Consider the following 23,517-nt stretch of genomic DNA (forward strand, 5'->3'; position numbering starts at 1 on the left):
TCCGTAAGAAGGGAACAGCGACCGACAAAGCCAGAGTCGCCAGCGCATCAGATCGCTGACCCTGGGTAGAAGATTGAGGAGACAAGAAATGCAGAAACTGACATCCGCACTCGTACGCTGGTCAGCCGTCGTTGTGCTCGGCAGCGCCATTCCGCTTTCGGCCGGCGCGGAGACTGTCCGCATCGGCGCCATGCCCGTGGGATCGGGTTGGTATGTCGCCGCGGCCGCAATCAAAAAGACGCTAGAGGAGACGGCGAGCGGCCTGGACGTAGAGATTATTGCCCGTGGCGGTGGCGTGGCAAACCCCATGGTGGTGCAACAGGGCAAAGCACAGATCGCCCTGTCCAACGTTGCCACTTCCCAGTGGGCGATGAAGGGAGAATTGCTCTACTCCGGCAACAAAGCGCCTGACATCCGCTCATTGGTGGGCGGCCTCAACCCAGTCTTCATTGGTGCGATCGTCCGCAACGATTACCTGAAGCAGAACGGCTTCAAATCCCTCAAGGAGATTCTCGAGTCGGGAAAGCCGGTAAATATCATGATGAAGCCCCCTGGCTCGAACATTCCTCCCGCGGTGGACGTCATCCTCCAGGCACACGGCAGCAGTGTGAAGAAGATCAAGGCGGACGGTGGCCGCATCATCCAGGTTGATTCTTCTCAGATGGCAGGAATGATCCGGGATGGGCGCGCCGATCTCTATTTCGACACGATTCTCCGGGGTCATCCGACAATTCAGGAAATCTCGCTCACCGGTGACGTGAGCTTCATCGACTTATCTCCGGAAGCCATCTCGGCACTATCCGAGATCGGAATCGTCAAGGGCGACATCCCGAAGTGGTTCGACATTCAGACGGAAGTGACCATCGGCGGCGACTACGGCACGCATCTCATCGCCCGCAAGGATCTGCCTGACGACATCGCCTACAAGATCACGAAAACAGTCGTCGAGCACATGGACAAGTTGGCCGCCGAGTTTCCCGCATGGAAGGCTTTTGTCCGCGAAAAGGCGGCAAGCCCCGAGAAGAATGGCATCCCCCTTCATCCCGGCGCCGTCCGTTACTACAAGGAAATCGGCCTGCTTTGATTTCACGGGACGGCGTGATCGCCGCCCCGTGAAATCCCACCGCAACCAACGGGAATTAGGGAAATGGTCAGCAATTCCAATGCCACGCTGCGCGATCCCAAGACTTGGCTCGCTCTCGGCTTCATCACATTCCAGTTCTGGATTCTCTTCAACCCACAGCAGCCCCATCTGGAAAGGCCTGCACATCTCGTCATTGCACTACTGTTGACATTCCTTGCCATACCGCTAACCGGCACGGGCCTGCCGCGATTGATCGAACGTACCATCGACGGATTGATCCTGCTCGCGACCATTGGCGTGGGCATCTATTACTGGCAGGAAATGCCCCGCCTTACCACCCGTATCGAAAACGTCTCCCCCATCGAGTGGTACGACATGGCGCTCGCCGGCACCCTCGTGCTGCTACTGCTGGAAGCCGTGCGACGAACCGTCGGCATGATTCTCCTTGCAGTGATCGTGGCCTTCATTGCGTATGGCGCGTTCGGCTACATGCTGCCGGGCGAGATCGGTTTCGGCCAGATCGAACTTGACGCGTGGTCGGAAATACTCGCCATGACAACAAGCGGAATCCTGGGTGTAACCACGGAAACGTCGGTCAATTTCATCTTTTACTTCATCGTGTTTGGCGTGGTCTATAGCGCCGTCGGCGGCGGTCAGTTGTTCATCGATATCGCAATGCGAGCCGTGGGCAAGTCCCGCGGCGGCGGCGCCAAGGTGGCCATCGTCGGCTCTAGCCTGATGGGTACGATTTCGGGAAGCGCCGTCGCAAACGTGACCGCCACCGGCGTGTTCACCATTCCGCTCATGCGCCGGACGGGCATGTCCGGCGAACGCGCGGCAGCGGTGGAAGCAATTGCCTCGACTGGCGGCCAATTGATGCCCCCGATCATGGGTATTGCCGCCTTCGTGATGGCCGAACTGCTGGTCGTTCCGTACGTTCAGGTGGCGCTTGCGGGCGTCTTCCCGGCACTTGCCTTCTATTTCGCACTGTTCGCGTCGGCCGACCTTCATGCCCGCAAGCATGGCGTCGGAACACTCACCGAAGACGACCTCAAGGGCATTGCACCAGTGCTGCCGCGGCTTCACATGCTCGTGCCGGTGATCGTCCTCGTCGCCGGGTTGATGATGGGCTATTCCGCACAGATCGCGGTCACCCTTGCCACAGTGACCTGCCTCCTGATTCCCCTGGCCCGAGCGGAAACCCGTTACCCCCTGAGCAGTCTTCCGGCAATGATTCTGGACACCGGAAAGCAGGCGGCAACCATTGCGGTCCCGATCGCTGCCATCGGCATCGTCATTGCGGTGGCCATCCAGTCCAACCTAGCGCTGAAGTTCGCCTCGGGCCTGATCTCCGTCGGCGGCGGCTCCTACGCCATATCGTTGATCCTGGTCGTCCTGGGCTGCATTGTTATGGGTATGGGCCTGCCAACGGTGGCAGCCTACATCATCGGCGCAATCCTCTACGTTCCTGCGCTGGAAACACTTGGCGTGGAACCGCTGCAAGCGCACTTCTTCGTGATGTACTTCTGCATCCTGTCCATGGTCACGCCTCCAGTATCACTGGCATCCTTTGCTGCAGCAGGGGTCGCCAAGACAGATGCGATGAAGACCAGCATGGTGGCTTTCGGAATGTGCGGCGTTGCCTTTCTCATTCCATTCGCGTTCATCGCCGACAAGGCCCTGCTTTTCCAAGGCTCGTATGCGGAGATCGCCATTGCCGGCACAGGCCTGATCGTTTCAACGCTGATCTGGGCCATGGGGCTCACCGGGTTCATCGTGCGCAACCTTAACCTGATGGAGCGCGGCTTACTGCTGGCATGCGGCGCAGCGGCCATGATCACCCGAACAGGTAGCCTGATCTGGTCAGCGGCCATGGTAACGGGCGTGCTCTATGTCGCGCTGCACCTGGCTCTTGGCCGGCGTCAATGTCGTCACCCCGCCATCAATAGCAAATAGGTCACCCCGACGAGGATCAAGGGCAGGCATCGAGCCGCCGGAGGCAGAACCAACGCGTCCTGGGGCAATGGGCACGACTGACATACGGTCGGCCGATTGCCCCAGGACACCGGGCACACCCAAACCAAGCTCATCCGGCCGACGTCGTTCTCCTCCGCAGATGATCCAAGCGAAGTAATGGCCGCGGTAACCATCCGGTCTCCAACCGGGCTGGCGAGTCCGCTCCAGACGCGCTTCTGATGAAATTCCAGCCCTCGAAGGCGACATTCTCCGACGCGTTCGTGCCAGAGCTTGTCGATCACCGCCGGCAACGCCGATGGCCAGTCCATATCGCGGCTATGGACCGCGACGCTGGCCGCACATAGACCGAACCCGAACAAAACCCCGATCGCGCCGGACACCTTTCGCCTCATCATCATTTCACCCCGCATCTGTCATGATCAAAATCGATGAGCGAAGTCTAGGGACGAGCCGTTTTCAGCACATGGCCCGAAAGAGCCATTCTTCAGAAGCACGATGGGCCACCCGACGCCGGCTCGATCTCATTTTTACGACATCTATACGCGCAGCCCCACAGATCAATCGGTGTTTTTACATGGATTGCCCTAGTCTTGCGATATCCCGATCTTCACCGCTTCACATGAACTCCACGCACCAGACCACCACCGGCCAGAAGGCGCGATATCGGGCACTGCGAGGGTGGGCCACGACCATGCTCGCCTGTGTTGGCACGACCCTGATCGCCACGCCGCTGCGCAGCTATCTCGACCTCGCCAACATCGTCATGCTGTTCCTCCTGACGGTGCTGGTGATCGCGGTCAGGCTCGGGCGCAATGCGGCAATCCTTGCGTCGATCCTTAGCGTGCTGCTATTCGACATCTTTTTTGTTCCGCCGCGCTTCTCCCTGGCGGTGAGCAATCTCCAATACGTCGTCACCTTCGCGGTCATGCTGGTGACCGCGCTGACCACCACGCACTTCACCTCCACACTGAGGCTGAAGGCGCGTGAGGCCGAGCTTCGAGCACAACGCACCCAAGCCCTTTACCTACTGGCCAGACAACTTGCCGGAGCCCTCGCAATCGAGCAGGTCGTGGACCTCGTGCGCGCCTTCATCCACGAACAGTTGCACGCACGGAGCACCCTACTGCTGCGCGATGACAGCGCTCTCGGTCTGTTTGCGGCAGCCCCCGCAGGCGAGATCGCGATCGACATGCACGCCGCCGACATTGCGCTCAGAACGGGCGCGCCCGTACGCGGCGAAAAGGCTGACGGCATGGGGCTCGCCCCCCTCTATCTGCCGCTGTCGGCCTCCATGCGCATCCGCGGCGTCCTCGCCGTCGATTGTTCGGAGCATGCTGCGGACACCCGAGCGGAGACGATTTCATTGCTGGAGGCACTGGCCTCGCTGGCGGCGGTGGCGCTCGAGCGCCTGCACTATGCCGAGGTCGCTCAGGCGACCGAACTCAGGATGATGACCGAGCGCCTGCGCAGTTCAATTCTGTCGGCGCTGTCGCACGACCTTCGTACCCCTCTTACGGCCATGGTGGGCCTGGCCGACTCACTGTCCCTGATCGTGCCGGCGTTGCCGCCGGCTGCACTCGACACAGCACAAGCCTTGCATGAGCAGGCCGCCAGGCTGGCGGGGCTGGTGGATAACCTGCTCGATATGGCCAGACTCAATGCCGGAGCGGTCACGCTGCGGCGGGAATGGCAGCCGCTGGAAGAAGTGGTCGGCGCCGGCATCAAGCTACTAGGCACGGCACTGGCAAGCCACACGGTCAAGGTTCGACTGCCCAAGGATCTTCCGTTGCTGCATTTCGATGCCGTGCTCATCGAGCGGGTGTTGTGCAACCTGCTCGAGAACGCCGCCAAATACGCACCCGCAGGGACGGTGATCGAGCTCAACGCCGAGACCTCCGGCGATCTTGTCGAGGTCATGGTCGCGGACCACGGACCCGGCTTTCCGGCCGACAGGCAGAACGAACTGTTCGACATGTTCTTCCGTGGCCGGACGGCTTCCGCCAAACCCGGCACCGGTCTGGGTCTGGCGATCTGCAAGGCCATCGTGGAAGCGCATGGCGGCCGCATCGTGGCGGAGAATCGTCCGCAAGGCGGCGCCTGCGTGAGACTCTCCCTTCCAGTCGGCACACCGCCCATCGTCGAAGAGGAGTTGCCGTGACGCATCCGCCAATGGTGCTGGTCATTGAGGACGAGAAGCAGATTCGCCGTTTCCTGCGGCTTGCCATCGAGGCCGAAGGCTGCAGAGTCATCGAAGCCGAAAACATGGCCGATGGCCTGCTCGAGGCCGGCGCGCGCAAGCCGGATCTGCTCATCCTCGATCTCGGGCTACCCGACGGCAACGGCATCGACCTGATTCGCGATCTGCGGGCTTGGTCGGACGTGCCCGTCCTGATTCTCTCGGCCCGAACACGGGAGGACGACAAGATCGACGCGCTCGACGCCGGAGCCGACGACTATCTGACCAAGCCTTTCAGCGTCGGCGAACTGCGCGCGCGCGTCCGCGCCCTGCTGCGGCGCAAAAGCAGGCTCGGAGAGGCCGCATCTCCCATTGCCGAATTCGGCGATATCCGCGTCGACCTGTCGCGGCGCGTGGTAACCCGGGGCGGCGATTCGGTTCATCTGACGCCCCTGGAGTACCAACTGCTGTCGGCATTGCTCGCCCATCCGGGCAAGGTGTTGACCCAGCACAGCCTGCTCCGGGACATCTGGGGGCCGGCGTATATCGAGCGCGGCCACTATCTGCGCGTGTATGTCGGCCACCTGCGCCAGAAGCTCGAGGACGACCCCGCGCAACCCAGGCATTTCCTGACCGAGACCGGTGTGGGCTATCGCTTCCAGCCATAGGAAAAGACATGCATCGAGTCGACGAGAAGAAACGCCTGGCCACCCTGACCCTGGCGGCGATGGGCATCGTGTACGGAGACATCGGGACCAGCCCCCTTTACGCCATCAAGGAAGTTTTCGGGAGTGCGCATCACCCGGTGCCGATTACGCCCGAGAACGTTCTGGGCGTGCTGTCGCTGTTCCTGTGGTCGCTCATCATCGTGGTCACGCTGAAGTATGTGGTGTTCATCATGCGCGCGAACAACAAGGGCGAAGGCGGGATCATCGCACTGATGACACTGGCGCTGCACGATGGCAAGCCCGGCACGTGGCAACAGCGGCTGCTGGTGATCCTGGGCCTGTTTGGCGCCTCGCTGTTCTATGGCGACGGCGTCATCACCCCGGCAATTTCCGTATTGTCTGCAGTCGAAGGGCTGGAAATCATCACGCCGGCGTTCGAACCGTACATCCTGCACATCACCCTTGCGATACTGGTCGGGCTGTTCGCCTTCCAGCGGCGCGGAACCTCGAGCGTGGGCGCACTGTTCGGCCCGGTCATGGTCATCTGGTTTGCGGTGCTGGCCGTGTTCGGTGCCCTCGCGATCATGCGCAACCCGCAGGTGCTGGCCGCGGTCAACCCGCTGCACGCGGTGCACTTCCTGCTCGGCAACGGGCTGCTGGGCTTTCTCGCACTGGGTGCGGTGGTGCTGTGCATCACCGGCGCAGAGGCGCTGTATGCCGACATGGGGCATTTCGGTGCGAAACCCATCCAGTACGCTTGGCTGGGTTACGTGATGCCGGCGCTGGTCATCAACTATTTCGGCCAGGGCGCCTTGCTGCTGGCAGATGCGCGCGCGGTCGAAAACCCCTTCTACCTGCTCGCACCAGAAGCCTTGCGCTACCCGCTGGTGATACTCGCGACACTGGCGACCATCATTGCTTCCCAGGCGGTCATTTCCGGCGCGTTCTCGATTACCCGGCAGGCCATTCAATTGGGTTATACCCCGCGCTTCGAGGTTCAGCACACTTCGGACAAGGAGATCGGCCAGATCTACCTGCCGGGCATCAACTGGTTGTTGCTGGTCGCCATCGTCGCACTCGTCATCGAATTCGGATCGTCGTCGAATCTGGCGGCAGCCTACGGCATCGCCGTCACCGGCACGATGCTGATCACCAACATCCTGGCGATTGCCGTCGCCGTGCGCCTGTGGAAATGGCGTCCCGTGCGCGCCGTTCTCGGCGCCCTGCCCTTCATCTGCATCGATCTCGGCTTCTTTCTCGCGAATTCGGTCAAGATTCCCGACGGTGGCTGGTTCCCCCTGGTCTTCGGCCTGGTCATCTTCACTCTGCTGACAACCTGGAAGCGTGGCCGCGAGCTACTCGGCCAGCGTCTCGCAGCCGATTCAATGGCGCTCAAGCCATTCGTCGCCAGCCTATCCGAAGATGGTGTGGAGCGCGTGCCGGGTACCGCGGTATTCATGACCACCAACCAGGAGGCGGTCCCCCATGCGCTGCTGCACAGCCTCAAACACTACAAGGCACTCCACGAGCAGGTGATCATCCTCAGCGTCAGGGTCTTCGATGAGCCCTACGTACCTGTTGCGGAGCGCCTCGAGGTTCATCGGCTGGAGGAAAATTTCTGCCAGATCGTGGTCCAGTATGGTTTCAAGGATGAGCCAGACATCCCTGCAGCGCTCGCGCTGCTGACCGAACCCGGTCTGGCGATCGACATGATGGAAACCTCGTTCTTCCTCGGCCGTGAAACCGTGATCCCCAAGCTCGGATCAGACATGGCCTACTGGCGCAGCCTGCTTTTCGTGGCCATGTTCCGCAACGCCGGAAGCGCCACGGCCTTCTTCAGGATCCCGTCGAATCGCGTCGTCGAACTGGGATCCCAGGTCGTTCTTTGATCGACGCTGCCGTCGCCTTGAGGCTTCGCGCCAGGCTGTCGCCGTTGGCGATGGAATGGCCAGTCCGGCGGGGCATTCAAACCTGCATTAGAATCGGCGCCTGTTCGCCGCCTGCAATGCATCGACAAGAACGCCATGAGACTCCTGCTGATCGAAGACGACCCGATGATCGGAGCCGGCGTGCAGCAGGCACTGCGCCAGGACGGGTATGCGGTCGACTGGGTACGGGACGGCATGGCGGCGGAACTGGCGATCCGGGACAATCCATATGAGCTGCTGCTGCTCGATCTGGGCTTGCCGCGCATGGGCGGCATCGAATTGCTCGAGCGCCTGCGCACGGCCGGGAACACCCTTCCGGTGCTGGTGATGACGGCGCGCGACGCGGTCAGCGACCGGATTCGCGGGCTCGATGCCGGTGCCGACGACTACCTGGTCAAGCCTTTCGACCTCGACGAACTGGGCGCGCGGGTGCGGGCACTGCTGCGCCGGCAGCGGGGACAGGCAAGCCCCCTGATTACGCTTGGCGCCCTGACGGTGGATCCGGCCAGTCATGAGGTAAAGCTCGCGGGCGAGGTCGTGCGTCTGTCCGCGCGCGAGTTCGCCCTCCTCGGCGCCTTGCTCGAACAGCCCGGAAAGCCGCTGTCGCGCGCGCAGCTCGAGGAACGCATCTACGGCTGGAACGAAGAAGTCGAGAGCAACGCGGTCGAAGTCCATATCCACGCGCTGAGGCGCAAGCTCGGCGCGGACTGGATCCGCAACCTGCGCGGTGTCGGCTATTACATTCACGTTCCGGGGCAGGCATGAACTCGCTTCGCCGTACCCTCCTTGTCTCCTTGCTCAGCGCCATTGTGGTGATCTTCGCCATTGGCGGCTACCTGACCTACCGCGCCGCGCTTGTAGAGGCCGACGAGCTGATGGACTACCAGTTGCGCCAGTTCGCACTGTCGCTGCGCGATCAGCATTTCTCCCAGCCCATGTCACCGCCGATCGAGGCACCCGAAGAGTCGCTGGACTTCGTCATCCAGATCTGGGACAGCCAGGGCGTACGCCTCTACTTGTCGCATCCGCACAGCGTGCTGCCCGACCTCGCCCGCTTCGGCTACAACACGGTCGATACCAGCGAGGGCCAATGGCGGGTGTTCTCGATCCCGCTGCGCAACCAGGTGATCCAGGTCGCCCAGCCGATGAAGGTGCGCAGCAGGATTGCAGCCGACGCCGCGCTGCGCACGCTGATTCCGACCCTCACGCTGATGCCGCTGCTCGGCGTACTGATCTGGCTGCTGGTCGGGCGCGGCCTGCGCCCGCTCGACAGGCTGGCGCGCGAGGTCGGAAAGCGGCGGCCCGACTCGCTCGAGGCGCTGCCGCAGGCGAGCGTCCCCGACGAAGCCAGGCCACTCGTGGCCGCGCTCAATGATCTCCTGCAGCGACTCGATCACGCATTGACCGCGCAAAGAGCTTTCGTCGCCGATGCGGCTCACGAACTGCGCACCCCGCTTGCGGCCTTGCAGATCCAGCTCCAGCTCACCGAACGCGCCAACGACGAGTCCTCGCGCCGCGCCGCGCTGGCCGAACTGCGCAGCGGACTGCAGCGCGCGACCCACCTGGTGCAGCAATTGCTGACGCTGGCGCGACAGGAGCCCGACGCCGCCAGGCCACTGTCTGCAGTTGCGCTCGCCGATATCGCACGCCAGGCCCTCGCCGATCATGCGGCACTGGCGCATGATCGCGGAGTCGACCTCGGCGCCAACATGCTGGACGACACCATCACCGTCGCCGGTGACGCCGCAGCGTTGCGCACGCTGGTCGGCAACCTCGTCGACAACGCCATCCGCTACACCCCGCCGGGTGGAAAGGTCGATGTCAGCATTCGTCCGGACACTGTCGACACCTCCACGCCGCCTGCTGCCGTCATCGAGGTCGGCGACAGCGGCCCGGGCATTCCCCCGGAAGACCACGAACGCGTCCTCGCACGCTTCTACCGCCGCGAGGGTACGGAGCAGCCAGGTAGCGGACTCGGGCTTGCCATCGTCACAACGATCGCCCGCCGCCACGGCGCCGCCCTCGTGCTGGGCACGTCGCCCCTCGGCGGATTGCTGGCGAGCGTACATATTCCCTTACAACCGCAACCGCCCCTTTCTTAAGTCTGATTTAAGTCGACGCTTCGTATAGTGCAGTCGTCACGGGCCCACCGGCCCGCATCGATTCAAGGAGCGCGACATGAAAACACAGGCCATCAAACTCACCGGCATCGCGGTTGCCATCGCAGCGATCTCCATCGGCGGTCTCAGTTTTGCCCAACACAGCATCGGCTCGGCGCACGCTGCAGCGGCACCGGTCACTGCAACCGCCCCGGCATCGCCTGCAGTGGCCATGAACCTGCCGGACTTCCAGAGCATCGCGGAGCGCTACGGCCCCGCAGTCGTCAATATCAGCGTCGAAGGCACGGTCAAGACCGGCATGCAGGTGCAATCGCCATTTGGCAATCTCGACCCCAACGACCCCTTCTCCCAGTTCCTGCGCCGCTTCGGGCCCCAGTTCCAGGTCCCGCAGGGAGACCAGATCACCCACGCGATGGGCTCGGGCTTCATCGTGTCGGACGACGGCGTGATCCTGACCAATGCGCATGTGGTCGACAACGCCAGCCAGGTCACGGTCAAGCTCACAGACAAGCGCGAGTTCACCGCCAAGGTGATCGGTATCGACAAGCCGACCGATATCGCCGTGCTGCGCATCGACGCCAAGAACCTGCCCACCGTTCCGCTCGGTGACCCGAGCCAGACGCGTGTCGGCGAATGGGTGCTCGCCATCGGTGCCCCCTTCGGTTTCGAGAATACCGTGACCGCCGGCATCGTCTCGGCCAAGTCGCGCTCACTGCCCGACGAAGGCTATGTGCCCTTCATCCAGACCGACGTAGCGATCAACCCGGGCAACTCCGGCGGGCCCCTGCTCAACCTCAAGGGCGAAGTGATCGGCATCAACTCACAGATCTACAGCCGCTCGGGCGGCTACCAGGGTCTTTCATTCGCGATTCCGATCAATGTCGCCGCCCACGTAAAGGATCAACTCATGGCGCACGGCAAGGTCACCCGCGGCCGCCTCGGTGTGGCGGTGCAGGATCTGAATCAGGGTCTGGCCAACTCCTTCGGCCTCGACAGCGCGCGCGGGTCGCTGGTCACCAAGGTGGATGCGGACAGCCCGGCGGCGAAAGCAGGTCTCGAGGCGGGCGACGTCATCACCGCGATCAACGGCGAACCGGTTGCCTCCTCGTCCGAGCTGCCACCCAAGGTGGCTGCCATCATGCCGGGCAATACGGCCAAGCTCTCGGTATGGCGCAAGGGCAAATCGATCGAGCTTCCGGTCACGGTCGGCGAACTCAAGGCCGCGCAGATCGCAGGAAACGACACCCCGGGTGTCGACCACGGCAAACTCGGCGTCGCGGTGCGTCCGCTTACGCCCGAAGAACGTCAGCAGGTCGATGCCAAAGGCGGGCTGCTGGTGCTCGAGTCCACCGGCCCAGCCGCCCATGCGGGCATCCAGCCGGGTGATGTCATCCTCGCCGTTAATGGCAAGTCGGTCAGCAGCGTCAACGGCCTGCGCAGTGATCTTTCTTCGGTCGGCAATCACGTCGCCCTCTTGATTCAGCGCGAGGACGCCCGCATCTTCGTTCCCATCGACCTCGGCTGAATCACCCCCTACTTTCTGCCGCAGCACACGCTGCGGCCCCCCGGAGACAGGCATGAAGAACAGGCAGCGTATTTCCCGGCGCGTGCTGCGCCACTTCCTCCAACTCGCCGCGGCCACCTTCGCCATCGGCGCCAACGTATCGCCAGCAAGCGCAGCTGAAGAGAACCTGCATGGAAAGGACCAGCAGGACGATAACAAATACGCGCACAATGCCCCGGCCCGCGCAGATCAAGCGGCCTATCCGCTCAGTTTCGCGCTACCCGGGTCAGGCACCGCGGCCATCGCCACACCGGTGCGATCGGACATCCGCGTACTCGACCAGCAAGGACGCAAACTCGTGCAGATGACGCTCGACGGGCCGAGCATGGTCGGCCCCTTCGACCATGGCGCCTACACCTTGCTGATCAAGACACAAGGCATGACCGAAGTCCATCGCCTGCGCATCGGCACCGACACCCTGCCCTATCTGCACTTCACCGACGCCGCCTGAATCGTCGTGGCGCATCATGACCTGAGCGCCTCGACGACCAGAACATCAGCGGCCAGACGGTTGCACGGCACAACCTTCGTCTTAAACGTAGGCACGTGCCGTGCATTCGCATGGTAAGAGGGGCACGCGATACGCGAAAAGGCCGCACGTCGTACTATGACTTCCGTCATGGACACCGCTTTTGCACACATGCATACTTGTGCGACAAAACAAGACCTCGCCACACCTGTGCAGCCCCGTGTCCATTCCGCAGCAGGTGGAGCCACTCATGCCCTCGTTACCGCGGCTCGACCATCTCAATATCCGCAGCCGGATCCGGCTCATTGTCGTCATCCTGATCGGCGCCATTGCGTTTGGCGCATGGCTCGATACGACCATGCTGCGCGAGGCCCTGTGGCGGGAAAAGGAGTTGCAGACCCGACACGTCGTCGAAGCCGGCTACGGCGTACTCGCGCATTTCCATGAGCTTCAACTGGCGGGCAGTCTCTCGGAGACTGACGCCAAGGCCGCGGCAATCAGCACCATTCGTACCTTGCGCTATGCCGACACCGAGTACTACTGGCTCAGCGACATGAACCCCGCCAAACCACGGGTCATCATGCACCCGCTATTGCCAGCGCTCGAGAACCGGACGCTTGAAAGTGATCGTTTCAACCTCGTAACTGGCATGCGCGGAGGAAACGACACGACCTTCACCCCGTGGAACGGCGACATGAATCTTTTTTCCGCCTTCGCCGAGATCGTCGGTCGCAGCGGTGAAGGTTTTGTCAGCTACCGTTGGCCGAAGCCGATCTCGACCAGCGCGATGTCCGAGGACGTCTATCCAAAGCTGTCATTCGTCAAACGTTTCGAGCCATGGGGTTGGGTCATCGGCTCGGGCGTCTATATCGATGACGTCGATCGCGCAATCAGCGTACAGATGCGCAACAACGTGTTGCGAGTCATCGCCGTGGGCGGCTCTCTGCTGCTGCTTGCGTCGGTCGTCGCGCGCAGCATCACGCTTCCCCTGCGTCGAACCATACGGGCCATACGCGCCACTGACGGGGGGAACAACCGGGGACAGCGCCTGCCCATCAACGGAAAATGCGAATTATCCGAACTCTCCTCCGTTTTCAACGACATGCTCGATCGGCTGGCCACGCACGAAGCCGATCTGGCCCGGCACCGCGAAGACCTCGAAGCGGCGGTAGCGGCGCGAACGGCGGATCTGGAAGACGCCAACAGCCGCCTCGAAACGGAACTTGCCGAACGCAACCGGGCCGAACGGGCACTGCGAGAGAGCCGGGCCCGCGTGCGCGCGCTGCTCGACGCAAGCGGTGAGTCTGTCCTGCTGCTCGCGACCTCGGGTGAGATCCTGGAGATCAATATCTGCGCGGCACAACGCTTCGACGCCACGCCGGAGACCATGACCGGCCTCAACTTTTTCGACCTGATCCCCGCCGACGTCGCCGCGACACGAAGACAGGCAGTGCGGATGGTGGCGCAGACCGGCAGAGCCATGCACTTGCTCGACGCCCGCGGTGCCATCCATTTCGACAACAACCTGTATCCAGTCAAGGATGACGCAGGCCGCGTTGGCAGCATCGCTGTTTACGCGAAAGACATCACCGAACGACACCGCAACACCTCCATCGAATCGATCTTTCATCGCCTGGATGCGCTGCTACTGCAGTCACCAACCGATCAGGAATCGATTGCACGCATGTTCTGTCAGGGCATCGTACCTATCTTCGGTCTCGCGGGCGGCTGGATCGGACGCGCAGACCCGGACGGGAGGCTCACGATCGTCGCCACCTCCGACGACGAAGCCTGCATGTACTCAGCGCTGAAAAGTGTGGAACTGCGCTGGGACGGCACCCAGCGCTGCCAGCCAGCAGCAAGGGTGATCCGCGAACGTACGCACTACATCGCAAACTTCGACGACCCCGGTTGCTCGTCGTGTACCGGCGTGCTGCCCACGCCCGACGCACGAGCCTCGATCCTGCTGCCGCTGGCGCTGCGGGGAAAGGCATGGGGCGTACTCACGCTGTATGCGCAGTCGGTCGACCTGCTCTCGCAGCCAGCGACCCTGCAGTCGATCAAGGCCGTTGCCGACCGTTTCGGCGTGTCACTCGAGTCCGCCGCACAGCAGGAATGGCTGGCGTTGCTCAACACCGCGCTGTCCACCGTCGCCAACGCGGCTTTCATCACCGACAGCAACGCGCGGATCCTGTGGGTCAACAAGGCCCTGAGCAGGATGTCGGGCTATCGCGAAGACGAACTCGTGGGCGCCACCCCCAGGTTATTCAGTTCCGACGTGCATGACAAGCGCTTTCACCAGCAGTTCTGGCAATCCATCAGCAGTGGCAAGGCCTGGCATGGCGAGATCGTCAATTCCCGCGCCGACGGCAGCCTGTACACCGTGGAGCAGACCGTCACGCCCCTGCTCGATCGCCACGGCCACGTCAGCCATTACGTGGCGATCCTGGAAGACATCACCGAACGCAAGCATGCGGAAGAGCGGGTTAGGCACAGTGCGCACCATGATCCGCTGACCGACCTGCCCAACCGGGTGCTGTTCCTCGACCGCCTCGGCCAGGCGCTTGCGATGTCCAGACGCGAGGAGCGCTGCGGCGCCCTCCTATTCCTCGACCTCGATCACTTCAAGGAAGTGAATGATCGGCTCGGCCATACCGCCGGCGACGCGCTGCTGGTGACCGTCGCACAACGTCTGAGTGCCCAGATCAGGGAAACCGATACCGTGGCCCGTCTTGGCGGCGACGAGTTCACCATCATCCTGCCCGGGCTCAGGGATGCCGAGGATGCAGGGAGACTGGCAGAAAAGGTGCTGGCATCCCTGTCCGCGCCAATGGACATTGCCCGTGAGACCCTGAGCATCGGCGTGAGCATCGGTATTGCCCTGTTCCCGATGCATGGAGCGACCATCGAGCGCCTGCTGAACGCTGCGGACGAGGCGATGTACCAGGCCAAACGCTCCGGTCGCAATCGTTTTCTGTACGCCCCCCAGCCAACTCCGGTCGATTGATTCGGCATCCTCCGGCACCGCCCTGTTCCGACGCATTGCCGCGGGGTCGATGACGTGTGATTGAATGCAAGGCCCCGGCCATTGACTGGCCCTGCCGACCGCATCGCTCAAACGGCCTCACACGATTCTCCGCGCCCGGATCGGACGTTTACCCGAAATCCAGCTTACGAAGTCCGTCATTGGTCAAGGAGAAAAATCACATTGTCTTTCCGTCGCACCTTGTCTAAGTTCAAGCTATCTGCATCGCCAATGTCATCGCAAAGACGGGCAACAGGATGCAGGAACGGGAACCAAGCACTGCCGCAGCCATGACATCGGGTGCCGAAAAGCACCTCGTGTTCTCGCGGCATACGCAAGCGGACTGATCGCCACGCGACGACCGCGCCCGTCGACGACAAGTCTTGCGGCCCGATCTTGAGGGTCTGGTCCGGCGTCATGCCGGTCCGCGAGCGCCAAAGACCCGCCGTCTGCGGCCGATCGCGAGACCGGACCACCCCCGCCCAGGTCGGGGAAGCATCAGGCACCCCAGCAATCAGGAGTCCGCCATGCCCGTTCAGTTCGCATCACCCGGGGTCTATATCCAGGAAATCCCGAGCGGGGTTCGCACCATTTCCAGCGTTGCCACCTCGATCGCGGCCTTTCTCGGCGCGGCACCACGCGGCCCCGTCAACAAGGCCGTCCGCATCCACAGTTTCGCCGACTTCGAGCGCAGCTTTGGCGGCCTGGCGGCCGACGCCGAGATGAGCTACGGCGTTCGCCAGTTCTTCCTCAATGGCGGCTCGGACGCCTGGATCGTACGTGTGGTGAAAGACGCTGCACCGGCCAGTCGAACCTTGCTCAGCGCCGCAGCGGCCAACGTACTGACCGTGACCGCACTGGACGCGGGCGTGTCCGGCAACGGCATTCAGCTTCGGGCGGACTACGCCACGGCATTCCCGGACAGCACCTTCAATCTGAGCATCATTCGCGATGCCGATGGCCGGGCCGAACAGTATGCCAATGTGTCCATGAACTCGGCGGATGCGCGCTACCTGCCGGATCTGCTCAACGGCGTCTCTCAGCTGGTCAAGGTCACCCGCGACGTGGGTCAGGCCACACTCGACGGCTTGCCGGCAGGCACCTCCACCAGCGGCCCCATTGCCGATGTGCAGGCGGTGCTTGACGCCACACACACCGATTTCCGCGTGGTCGTAAACGGTCTGGCGCCGGTCAACGTCAGCATCACGTTGCCAACCGACATCGCCGGCGGCACGCCGACCCAGCGCCTCACCGCGCTGGCGGCGGCGATCCAGGCCAAGGTCCGCGCCCAAGCCGGGGGGCAGGCGGCATTGCTCGCCTTCACCTGTACCCGCAGCGGCGCCACCCTTGTACTCAGCTCCGGCACCGGCGGCGAGTTCTCCTCGGTCCGCGTGCTGGCAGGTGCGCGCAACAACGCAGCCGGCGCACTCCTGCTCGGAGCCGCCTCAGGCGGCCGCGAAGTCGATGCCGTTGCCGGCATTCGCCCCGCCCTGCTGCCCGAACCCGCGACATTGACCAGCGGCGCCTATGCCGCAACTGATCTCGACACGCTGCCCGACGCCACCCACAGCAGCCTGCGCATCAGCCTCGACGGCTACGGGCCGGACGTCATCGATCTTGGCGCGGCGCCCGCGGCCGGTGCCAATCTGGCGGCAAAACTGGCGGACGTTGGCCAGCGGCTGCAGGCCGCGGTGCGCGCGCTCAAGCCGGGTAATCCGGCCTACCGCGACTTCACCGCGACCGCCCAGGGCAGCACGCTGGTCCTCGCATCCGGATCGCGCGGCGCCGGCTCGGCCATCGCAATCAGCGCTGCACCGACGAACGACCTCGCCGCCGGCCTGCACCTGCTGGCGGGTGCCGTCTTATCGCCACCTCCGACGAACGCCTATCTGGGCGGCGGCAGTGAGACACCCTACGGCCCTGCCGACATCTATCCCGCCTTCATCGGCAGCCGCTCGCTGCGGCAGGGGCTTTACGCGCTCGAAGACGTCGATCTGTTCAACCTGCTGGTACTGCCCGGCGTCACCGACAGCGGCGTGCTGGCCGACGCCGCAGCCTACTGCGAGGAGCGCAGGGCCTTCTTCATCATCGACTCCCCCCCCTCGGCGACCGACGTCGCCACCATGGTCAGCAGCGCATCGGGTACCGACCTGCCCAAGTCCGATCACGCTGCGGTGTATTTTCCGTGGACGCACGTCGCCGATCCGCTGCGCAACGGCAAACCGCGACTGACCCCGCCCGGCGGCACGATCGCCGGCCTCTATGCGCGCACCGACGCCAATCGCGGGGTGTGGAAAGCGCCGGCCGGCACCGACGCCAACCTGGCCGGCGTGCAGTCGCTGGCGCTGACGCTGACCAACGGCGAGAACGGCAGCCTCAATCCGCTCGGCGTCAATTGCCTGCGGACCTTCCCCGTGTACGGTGCGGTGTGCTGGGGGGCGCGTACCTTGCGCGGCGCCGACCAGATGAGTTCGGAATACAAGTACGTGCCGGTGCGCCGCCTCGCGCTGTACATCGAGGAATCGCTCTATCGCGGTACCCAATGGGTGGTGTTCGAGCCCAATGACGAACCGCTGTGGGCACAGATACGGCTCAACATCGGCGCCTTCATGAACGGACTGTTCCGCCAGGGCGCCTTCCAGGGCAGCTCGCCGCGCGAGGCCTACCTGGTGAAGTGCGACCGCGAAACCACGACACAGGACGACATCAACCGCGGCGTGGTCAATATCCTGGTCGGCTTTGCGCCGCTCAAGCCTGCGGAGTTCGTCGTGATCAGCATCCAGCAGCTGGCGGGGCAGATCCAGACCTAGATCCGGCGCACCGCTCAGTCGAACCCCGCACCATTTTCGAGGAGGCCGCACCATGGCGCAGTTCACCGTCAATTCGCAACGCTTCGACCCCTACAAGAACTTCAAATTCCGCGTCAAATGGGACGGTCGCTACGTTGCCGGCATCAGCAAGGTGTCCTCGCTCAAGCGCAGCACCGAGGTGGTGGAGCACCGCGAGGGCGGCGACCCGTCGAGTGCGCGCAAGTCGCCCGGCCGCACCAAGTTCGAGGCCATCACGCTCGAGCGCGGCGTCACCCACGACAAGGACTTCGAGCAGTGGGCCAACAAGGTGTGGAACCTCGGCTCCGGCCTCGGCAGCGAAGTGTCGCTCAAGGACTTTCGAAAGGATCTGATCATCGAGGTCTACAACGAGGCCGGGCAGGTCGCGCTGGCGTACAAGGTCTTCCGCTGCTGGGTGTCGGAATACCAGGCCCTGCCCGACCTCGATGCCAACGCCAACGCCGTCGCCATCCAGCAGATCAAGCTCGAGAACGAAGGCTGGGAACGGGATTACGAGGTCAGCGAGCCGGCCGAACCCAGTTTCGTTGAGCCGTCCTGACTTCAGGCGTCCGAGTTCGAGATCCCATGCACCCGCTCAACGCTGCCCAACTCCTGTCGCTGTGGGACGCCGGACAATCCCGGCACCCGATCGACCGTGCGCTGCTCGCGCTCGCCCTCGCGCTGCCCGACCAGATGCGCGAAGGGCTTGCCGATCATCCGGTCGGATGGCGCGAAGGACGCTTGCTGGCATTGCGCAATGCCACATTCGGCCCGGCACTGGAAGGTTTCGACCGCTGTCCGGCCTGCGGCGCGTTGATGGAATTCGCACTCGACGGCGACGCGCTGCTGGCACACTTGCCCGCACCCGCCGACGACCTGCGTATCGAATTTGCGGGACAACAGTGGCGCCTGCCCACCAGCCGCGATCAGGGCGCCCTGAGCCTTGCGGCCGATGCGGACAGCGCGGTGCAACAGCTGCTGGCGCGCTGCCGGCTGACGAGTACTGGAGACGGGGCGTCGCCCGCAGCGCTCGACAGCACCCACCTTGCCGAGCTGGAGCGCAGGATGGAAGCGGCCGACCCTGCCGCCAACATCCGTCTCGATCTCGACTGTCGCGACTGCGGCGAACACTGGCAGGCCTTGCTCGACGTCGGCAACTGGTTCTGGGATGAGGTCGGCGCCAGTGCCCGCCACCTGCTCGAGAGCGTGCATCGCCTGGCCTGCGCATACGGCTGGCGCGAGGACGAGGTGCTCGCGCTGAGTCCTGCGCGGCGTGCGGCCTACCTGGACCTGATCGGCTAAGGGGGCGACATGAGCGGCTACCTGCATCAGCTCGCCGCCCGCAGCCTCGGCCTTGTTCACAGCGTGCGCTCACGCGCCACGCTGCCACTTGCCGCCCCATTGCCTGAATCTGCCCCCCCCACGGCGGTACTGCCCATCGGGCTTGAACGCGCCCCCAACGAATCACGGCACACCGGAGTCGCTTCGCCCCGAGACAACCAGTCAACGCACGCTTCATTCGCGCAGGCGCACACGCCCGCCACCACGGCGGCGCCCCTCGACCGTCAGGGCCACCGCGACATCGTCACGAACCGGACCGCGCCGCCAGCCGACAATCGGCCGAACGAACCCACCCGCCGCGGGCCCGCGCTCGAGCCCGCGACCGACGCAACCATCGGTACGCGACCTGCCAGTGAGGCGTTTGCCCCCGCGCCCGGCGTTCGGGCCGAACGCGGAGAGACCCGCCCCCTCGCCGCGCGCCCGGCCTCGCCGCACAGCGCGCGCCCACCGGCCATTGAGCACCTCGACGCACTGGTGGCGCGTCTGCTCGAACCGGTTGCGGCGTCCGCAGCCTTTCCGGCGGCCGATCTGCCCACCGTCGCAGCGACCTCATCCGGCCCGACGCCAGCACCCGCAGCAAGCAGTCGACACGGACTCGAGGCCTTGGACAACAGGAGCACGGCGCGCGCGCCCGATGGACATCCATTGTCCCGGCGACACACGCAAGCCCCACCCCCCGGGTCCGCAGGGCCACCCGACGTCCATATCACCATCGGTCGGCTGGAAGTCAATCCGCGGCCCCTGCCGCCGACACCCGCGCCCCGCCCACGCGGACCTGCGCCGCTGTCGCTGGCGGACTATCTGGCCCGACGCAGCGGAGAACGGCGATGAGCAACGCGCTGGCCATTGCCGGTGTGACGGCGGTCCTGAAAGACCTGCTGGACTCGGGTCTGATCGAACACGCCATCAACGACACCCTGGGCGTCGGCGTCGTCGTCAGCGCGGGCGCACCGGACACGGTGTCGCTCGACGACCAGACCGCGCCGCAACTGAATCTCTTCCTGCATCAGGTCACGCCCAACCCGGCCTGGCGCAACGCAGCCCTGCCCAGCCGTGACCCCGCCGGCGGGCGCATTTCCAATCCGCCGCTGGCGCTGGACCTGCACTACCTGCTCACCGCCTACGGTCGCGCCGACCTGCAGGCCGAAGTGCTACTGGGGTATGCGCTGCAACTGCTGCACGAAAACCCGGTGATCCCGCGCGAGGCCATCCGCCGCGCGCTGCAGCCCGAAGTCGTCGACGGCGCCATCCTGCCAACGGTGTATCAGAACCTGCGCAGTGCGGATCTCGCCGAGCAGGTGGAGCTGCTCAGGATCACCCCTGCCGTACTCGGCGGCGAAGAGATGTCGCGGCTATGGTCCGCGCTGCAGGCCCGCTACCGCCCCACCGCCGCATTCCAGGTCTCGGTCGTCCTGATCGAATCGCGCCAGCCCGCGCGCAGCCCATTGCCCGTGCTCAGCCGCGGCAATGCCGACCCGGTGAGCGGCCGCGAACGCGGCGTGGCAGTGTTCACCGGCCCGGTGCCGCCGCTGCCGACGCTGGAGGCGGTGGTGCCGGCCGGCGGCCACCCCGTCGCCACGTCCGGCTCGGAGGTCCGAATCGACGGTCATCACCTGGACGGCGTCGATCGCCGCATTACCTTGAGCATTGCGGCACTCCAGCTCAGCCGCAGCATCCCGGTCGCCGGCGGCACCAGCGATCAGGTCCGATTCACCGTCCCCGCGGACCTGCCCGCCGGCCTGTACCGGGTCAACCTGTCGCTGCTTCGCCCCGGCGACGCTCATGCCCGCACGACCAACCAGCTTCCACTGGCGCTCGCACCAACGCCGGTGCTGCCACCCTTCAGCGCCGCGCGCACCGGCTCGACGGTGACGCTGGTGATCGATGTCGTACCCGCGCTGCGTCCGGGGCAGAGCGCCTCCCTCATTCTCGGCGATCACGAGATCAGTGCCGACCCGGTGTTCGCGCCCAGCACGCGTCTCACCTTCCGCATGCTCAACGCGCCCGAAGCCGGCACGACCCACCTCGTACGGCTGCGCGTCGACGGTTTCGAAACGCCGATCGTCGATCGCAGCGCCACACCGATGGCCTATCTCGACCGCAGGATCACACTGCCATGAACGCCCCCCTGGCACCCGACTGGAGCAGCGCCAACCAGCAGTTGCTGGTGCTCGAATTCGCCCGCCTGAAAACCCAACTGCAACCGGGCGCGCACGACGGATTTTCTGCAGTGGAGGCGAATACCGCGCGGACGCTGATCGCCGCGCGCCAGTTCCTCGGCGAGGACAGCGCCATCGACTGGCTGTGCCGCAACTTCGATCTCTCCACCTTCGAGCGCGACCTGCTGCTGCTGTGCGCCGGGGTCGAGATGGATGCCGAGCTCGCGCGTGCCTGCGCCCACGCACATGGCGATCCCGCAAAGCCGTGGGCCAGCTTCGGGCTCGCCCTGGCGGCGCTGCAGGCACCGCACTGGAGTGCCCTGTCGCCGCATGCCCCGCTGCGGCATTGGCGCCTGCTCGAGGTCGACGACAGCACGGGCCTCACGGCCGGGCAACTGCACATCGACGAACGCATCCTGCACTTTCTCGCCGGCATCAACGATCCCGACGTCCGCCTGCTGCATCTGTTGCGCCCGGCGGCACCGCTGCCCATGCAGGCAAAGACGCATGCGCAATGCACCCAGGCGGCCATCGCCGCACTGGCGGCCATCGGCGCCCCGCACAAGGACCCGCCACTGATCGCCCTCGAAGGCGACGACCGTCCGGCCGCAGAGGATATCGCCAGCCGTGCGGCCGCCAGCTACGGCCTTCAATGCCAGGTGCTGATGGCGACCGACATCCCTGCGGCGGCTGAAGAGCGGGCTGCGCTGCGGGTCCTGTGGCAACGCGAAGCGCGTCTGCTCGGCTGCGCCCTGCTGGTCGTGGTGGACGACGCGCCAGGCCCGGCGGCCGATGCCGCGCGCGCCCTGATCGAAGGGTTCGGCGGCATGCTGTTCCTGTCCAGCCCCTGCGCACTGGCCATCGACGTGCCGCTGCGCAGCTTCAGGGTGGACAAGCCTTCGGCCGCCGACAGCCGCGATTTCTGGGTCGAATCGCTGGGCGCCGGCACAACGCGCGAACACAGCGACATGATCGCCGCGGTGGCGAGCCACTTCCGCGTTGACAGCCGCAGCATGCAGCACATCGCCGAATCCATGCAGCTTGCCGGCGAAGGTGCACACGCGGCCGCGACCAACCCGGTCTGGCAGCGCTGCCGACAGGCGAGCCGCACCGGGCTCGACGCCCTGGCGCAGCGCCTGTCGTGCACCGCGCGCTGGGACGAGCTCGTGCTGCCCGACGCGCAGATCGGCGTCCTGCGCCAGATCGCCGCCCATGTCAGACAGCGTCACACCGTACTCGAGCAGTGGGGCTTCGCGGCACAGGGCGGTCGCGGGCTTGGCCTGGCGACACTGTTTTCCGGTGACAGCGGCACTGGCAAGACGCTCGCCGCCGAGGTGCTGGCGAACACCCTCGAACTCGATCTCTACCGTATCGACCTCTCTGCCGTGGTCAGCAAGTACATCGGCGAAACCGAAAAGAACCTGCGCAAGGTATTCGACGCCGCCGAGGATTGCGGTGCCATCCTGCTCTTCGACGAGGCCGATGCCCTGTTCGGCAAGCGCACCGAGGTCAAGGACAGCCACGACCGCCACGCCAACATCGAGGTCAGCTACCTGCTGCAGCGCATGGAGGCCTACCGAGGTCTGGCCATTCTCACCACCAACCTCAAGTCCAGCCTCGACAAGGCCTTCCTGCGCCGGCTGCGCTTCGTGGTGCAGTTCCCCTTCCCGGACCACGCGCAGCGCCTGGCCTTGTGGCAGCGCGCCTTTCCCGCCGCCACGCCGACGCAGGCGCTCGACCTGGACAAGCTGGCGAGCCTGTCGATGGCGGGCGGCAGCATACGCAACATTGCCATGAACGCCGCGTTTCTCGCCGCCGATGCGGGCGAGGCGGTAGGCATGCACCACATTCTCCAGGCCGCACACGGCGAGGCGACGAAACGCGAGCGGCCGCTCACCGAAGCGGAAACACGGGGGTGGACATGAAATCGCTTCATCTGCACATCGACTCCCTGAGCTTGCCGGGCGGCACCCCGGCCCAGCAGCGTGCGTTCGTCGCGGCGCTGGAGAAGGCCCTCGCCGCGCGCCTGAGCATCGCGGACACCCCTGTGCCGTCCCAGGCGGCCAGTCGTGTCGATACGTTCGCCGCGGCAGGGGCTGATACCGTGCGTGTGCTTGCCGACGTGCTGGGAGCGCGTCTCCGCAGTCCGCGCTCCACCGAAAATCGATAGCCAGGAGG

General features: G+C 64.6%; 17 protein-coding genes. All 17 read left to right on the forward strand.

All coding sequences use genetic code 11. The annotated features are described in order from the left end of the window. The first annotated feature begins 88 nt into the window (after positions 1-88). The 17 genes from J5J83_RS04890 to J5J83_RS04970 all read left to right on the forward strand — a co-directional run bounded on the left by J5J83_RS04890 (position 89) and on the right by J5J83_RS04970 (position 23,509). A complete protein-coding gene (locus tag J5J83_RS04890; protein WP_212346109.1) occupies positions 89-1,084 on the forward strand; it encodes a TAXI family TRAP transporter solute-binding subunit in 996 nt (331 codons plus the stop codon). Between the two features lie 63 nt (positions 1,085-1,147). After that, positions 1,148-3,040 (forward strand): TRAP transporter fused permease subunit, encoded by a 1,893-nt coding sequence (locus J5J83_RS04895; protein ID WP_212346114.1) that lies wholly within the window; start codon positions 1,148-1,150, stop codon positions 3,038-3,040. Between the two features lie 640 nt (positions 3,041-3,680). After that, entirely contained in the window at positions 3,681-5,219 is a 1,539-nt protein-coding gene (locus tag J5J83_RS04900) for a DUF4118 domain-containing protein (protein ID WP_212346117.1), read from the forward strand. 11 nt (positions 5,220-5,230) lie between these two features. Beyond that, positions 5,231-5,905 (forward strand): two-component system response regulator KdpE, encoded by a 675-nt coding sequence (kdpE, locus tag J5J83_RS04905; protein WP_212352813.1) that lies wholly within the window; start codon positions 5,231-5,233, stop codon positions 5,903-5,905. A gap of 8 nt (positions 5,906-5,913) precedes the next feature. Next, entirely contained in the window at positions 5,914-7,794 is a 1,881-nt protein-coding gene (locus tag J5J83_RS04910; protein ID WP_212346119.1) for a potassium transporter Kup, read from the forward strand. A gap of 135 nt (positions 7,795-7,929) precedes the next feature. Beyond that, a complete protein-coding gene (locus tag J5J83_RS04915) occupies positions 7,930-8,598 on the forward strand; it encodes a response regulator (RefSeq protein WP_212346122.1) in 669 nt (222 codons plus the stop codon). Further along, positions 8,595-9,935: an ATP-binding protein gene (locus J5J83_RS04920; RefSeq protein ID WP_212346124.1), complete on the forward strand. Its 1,341-nt coding sequence runs from the start codon at positions 8,595-8,597 to the stop codon at positions 9,933-9,935. The genes J5J83_RS04915 and J5J83_RS04920 overlap by 4 nt, the downstream gene beginning before the upstream one ends. A gap of 76 nt (positions 9,936-10,011) precedes the next feature. Further along, the gene (locus J5J83_RS04925) at positions 10,012-11,478 is read left to right on the forward strand and encodes a DegQ family serine endoprotease (protein WP_212346126.1); all 1,467 of its coding nucleotides are present in this window, start codon (positions 10,012-10,014) and stop codon (positions 11,476-11,478) included. Between the two features lie 52 nt (positions 11,479-11,530). Then, on the forward strand, positions 11,531-11,968 hold the full coding sequence (locus J5J83_RS04930) for a hypothetical protein (RefSeq protein WP_212346128.1): 438 nt from the start codon (positions 11,531-11,533) through the stop codon (positions 11,966-11,968). A 268-nt stretch (positions 11,969-12,236) separates the two neighbouring features. Further along, on the forward strand, positions 12,237-14,993 hold the full coding sequence (locus J5J83_RS04935; protein ID WP_212346130.1) for a diguanylate cyclase: 2,757 nt from the start codon (positions 12,237-12,239) through the stop codon (positions 14,991-14,993). Between the two features lie 545 nt (positions 14,994-15,538). Further along, the gene (locus J5J83_RS04940) at positions 15,539-17,821 is read left to right on the forward strand and encodes a phage tail sheath subtilisin-like domain-containing protein (RefSeq protein ID WP_249115617.1); all 2,283 of its coding nucleotides are present in this window, start codon (positions 15,539-15,541) and stop codon (positions 17,819-17,821) included. A gap of 52 nt (positions 17,822-17,873) precedes the next feature. Next, positions 17,874-18,398 (forward strand): phage tail protein, encoded by a 525-nt coding sequence (locus tag J5J83_RS04945; protein WP_212346132.1) that lies wholly within the window; start codon positions 17,874-17,876, stop codon positions 18,396-18,398. A 26-nt stretch (positions 18,399-18,424) separates the two neighbouring features. Continuing rightward, positions 18,425-19,141: a hypothetical protein gene (locus J5J83_RS04950; RefSeq protein WP_212346134.1), complete on the forward strand. Its 717-nt coding sequence runs from the start codon at positions 18,425-18,427 to the stop codon at positions 19,139-19,141. A 9-nt stretch (positions 19,142-19,150) separates the two neighbouring features. Then, on the forward strand, positions 19,151-20,011 hold the full coding sequence (locus J5J83_RS04955; protein WP_212346137.1) for a hypothetical protein: 861 nt from the start codon (positions 19,151-19,153) through the stop codon (positions 20,009-20,011). Further along, entirely contained in the window at positions 20,008-21,300 is a 1,293-nt protein-coding gene (locus J5J83_RS04960; RefSeq protein ID WP_212346139.1) for a DUF4255 domain-containing protein, read from the forward strand. Before J5J83_RS04955 ends, J5J83_RS04960 begins: the two co-directional genes overlap by 4 nt. Next, positions 21,297-23,264, forward strand: a complete 1,968-nt coding sequence (locus J5J83_RS04965) for an ATP-binding protein (RefSeq protein WP_212346140.1) — start codon at positions 21,297-21,299, stop codon at positions 23,262-23,264. The genes J5J83_RS04960 and J5J83_RS04965 overlap by 4 nt, the downstream gene beginning before the upstream one ends. Further along, positions 23,261-23,509: a hypothetical protein gene (locus J5J83_RS04970; protein WP_212346142.1), complete on the forward strand. Its 249-nt coding sequence runs from the start codon at positions 23,261-23,263 to the stop codon at positions 23,507-23,509. The genes J5J83_RS04965 and J5J83_RS04970 overlap by 4 nt, the downstream gene beginning before the upstream one ends. Positions 23,510-23,517 lie beyond the last annotated feature (8 nt).

Origin of the sequence: Azoarcus sp. L1K30, assembly GCF_018122735.1 — a bacterium.
Taxonomy (GTDB): domain Bacteria; phylum Pseudomonadota; class Gammaproteobacteria; order Burkholderiales; family Rhodocyclaceae; genus Parazoarcus.

Coding starts and splice junctions, on each gene's coding strand:
- J5J83_RS04960 (WP_212346139.1), top strand. CDS start 20,008: ATGAGCAACGCGCTGGCCATTGCCGGTGTGACGGCGGTCCTGAAAGAC.
- J5J83_RS04930 (WP_212346128.1), top strand. CDS start 11,531: ATGAAGAACAGGCAGCGTATTTCCCGGCGCGTGCTGCGCCACTTCCTC.
- J5J83_RS04910 (WP_212346119.1), top strand. CDS start 5,914: ATGCATCGAGTCGACGAGAAGAAACGCCTGGCCACCCTGACCCTGGCG.
- J5J83_RS04940 (WP_249115617.1), top strand. CDS start 15,539: ATGCCCGTTCAGTTCGCATCACCCGGGGTCTATATCCAGGAAATCCCG.
- J5J83_RS04970 (WP_212346142.1), top strand. CDS start 23,261: ATGAAATCGCTTCATCTGCACATCGACTCCCTGAGCTTGCCGGGCGGC.
- J5J83_RS04915 (WP_212346122.1), top strand. CDS start 7,930: ATGAGACTCCTGCTGATCGAAGACGACCCGATGATCGGAGCCGGCGTG.
- J5J83_RS04925 (WP_212346126.1), top strand. CDS start 10,012: ATGAAAACACAGGCCATCAAACTCACCGGCATCGCGGTTGCCATCGCA.
- J5J83_RS04955 (WP_212346137.1), top strand. CDS start 19,151: ATGAGCGGCTACCTGCATCAGCTCGCCGCCCGCAGCCTCGGCCTTGTT.
- J5J83_RS04895 (WP_212346114.1), top strand. CDS start 1,148: ATGGTCAGCAATTCCAATGCCACGCTGCGCGATCCCAAGACTTGGCTC.
- J5J83_RS04945 (WP_212346132.1), top strand. CDS start 17,874: ATGGCGCAGTTCACCGTCAATTCGCAACGCTTCGACCCCTACAAGAAC.
- J5J83_RS04920 (WP_212346124.1), top strand. CDS start 8,595: ATGAACTCGCTTCGCCGTACCCTCCTTGTCTCCTTGCTCAGCGCCATT.
- kdpE (WP_212352813.1), top strand. CDS start 5,231: ATGGTGCTGGTCATTGAGGACGAGAAGCAGATTCGCCGTTTCCTGCGG.
- J5J83_RS04935 (WP_212346130.1), top strand. CDS start 12,237: ATGCCCTCGTTACCGCGGCTCGACCATCTCAATATCCGCAGCCGGATC.
- J5J83_RS04900 (WP_212346117.1), top strand. CDS start 3,681: ATGAACTCCACGCACCAGACCACCACCGGCCAGAAGGCGCGATATCGG.
- J5J83_RS04950 (WP_212346134.1), top strand. CDS start 18,425: ATGCACCCGCTCAACGCTGCCCAACTCCTGTCGCTGTGGGACGCCGGA.
- J5J83_RS04965 (WP_212346140.1), top strand. CDS start 21,297: ATGAACGCCCCCCTGGCACCCGACTGGAGCAGCGCCAACCAGCAGTTG.
- J5J83_RS04890 (WP_212346109.1), top strand. CDS start 89: ATGCAGAAACTGACATCCGCACTCGTACGCTGGTCAGCCGTCGTTGTG.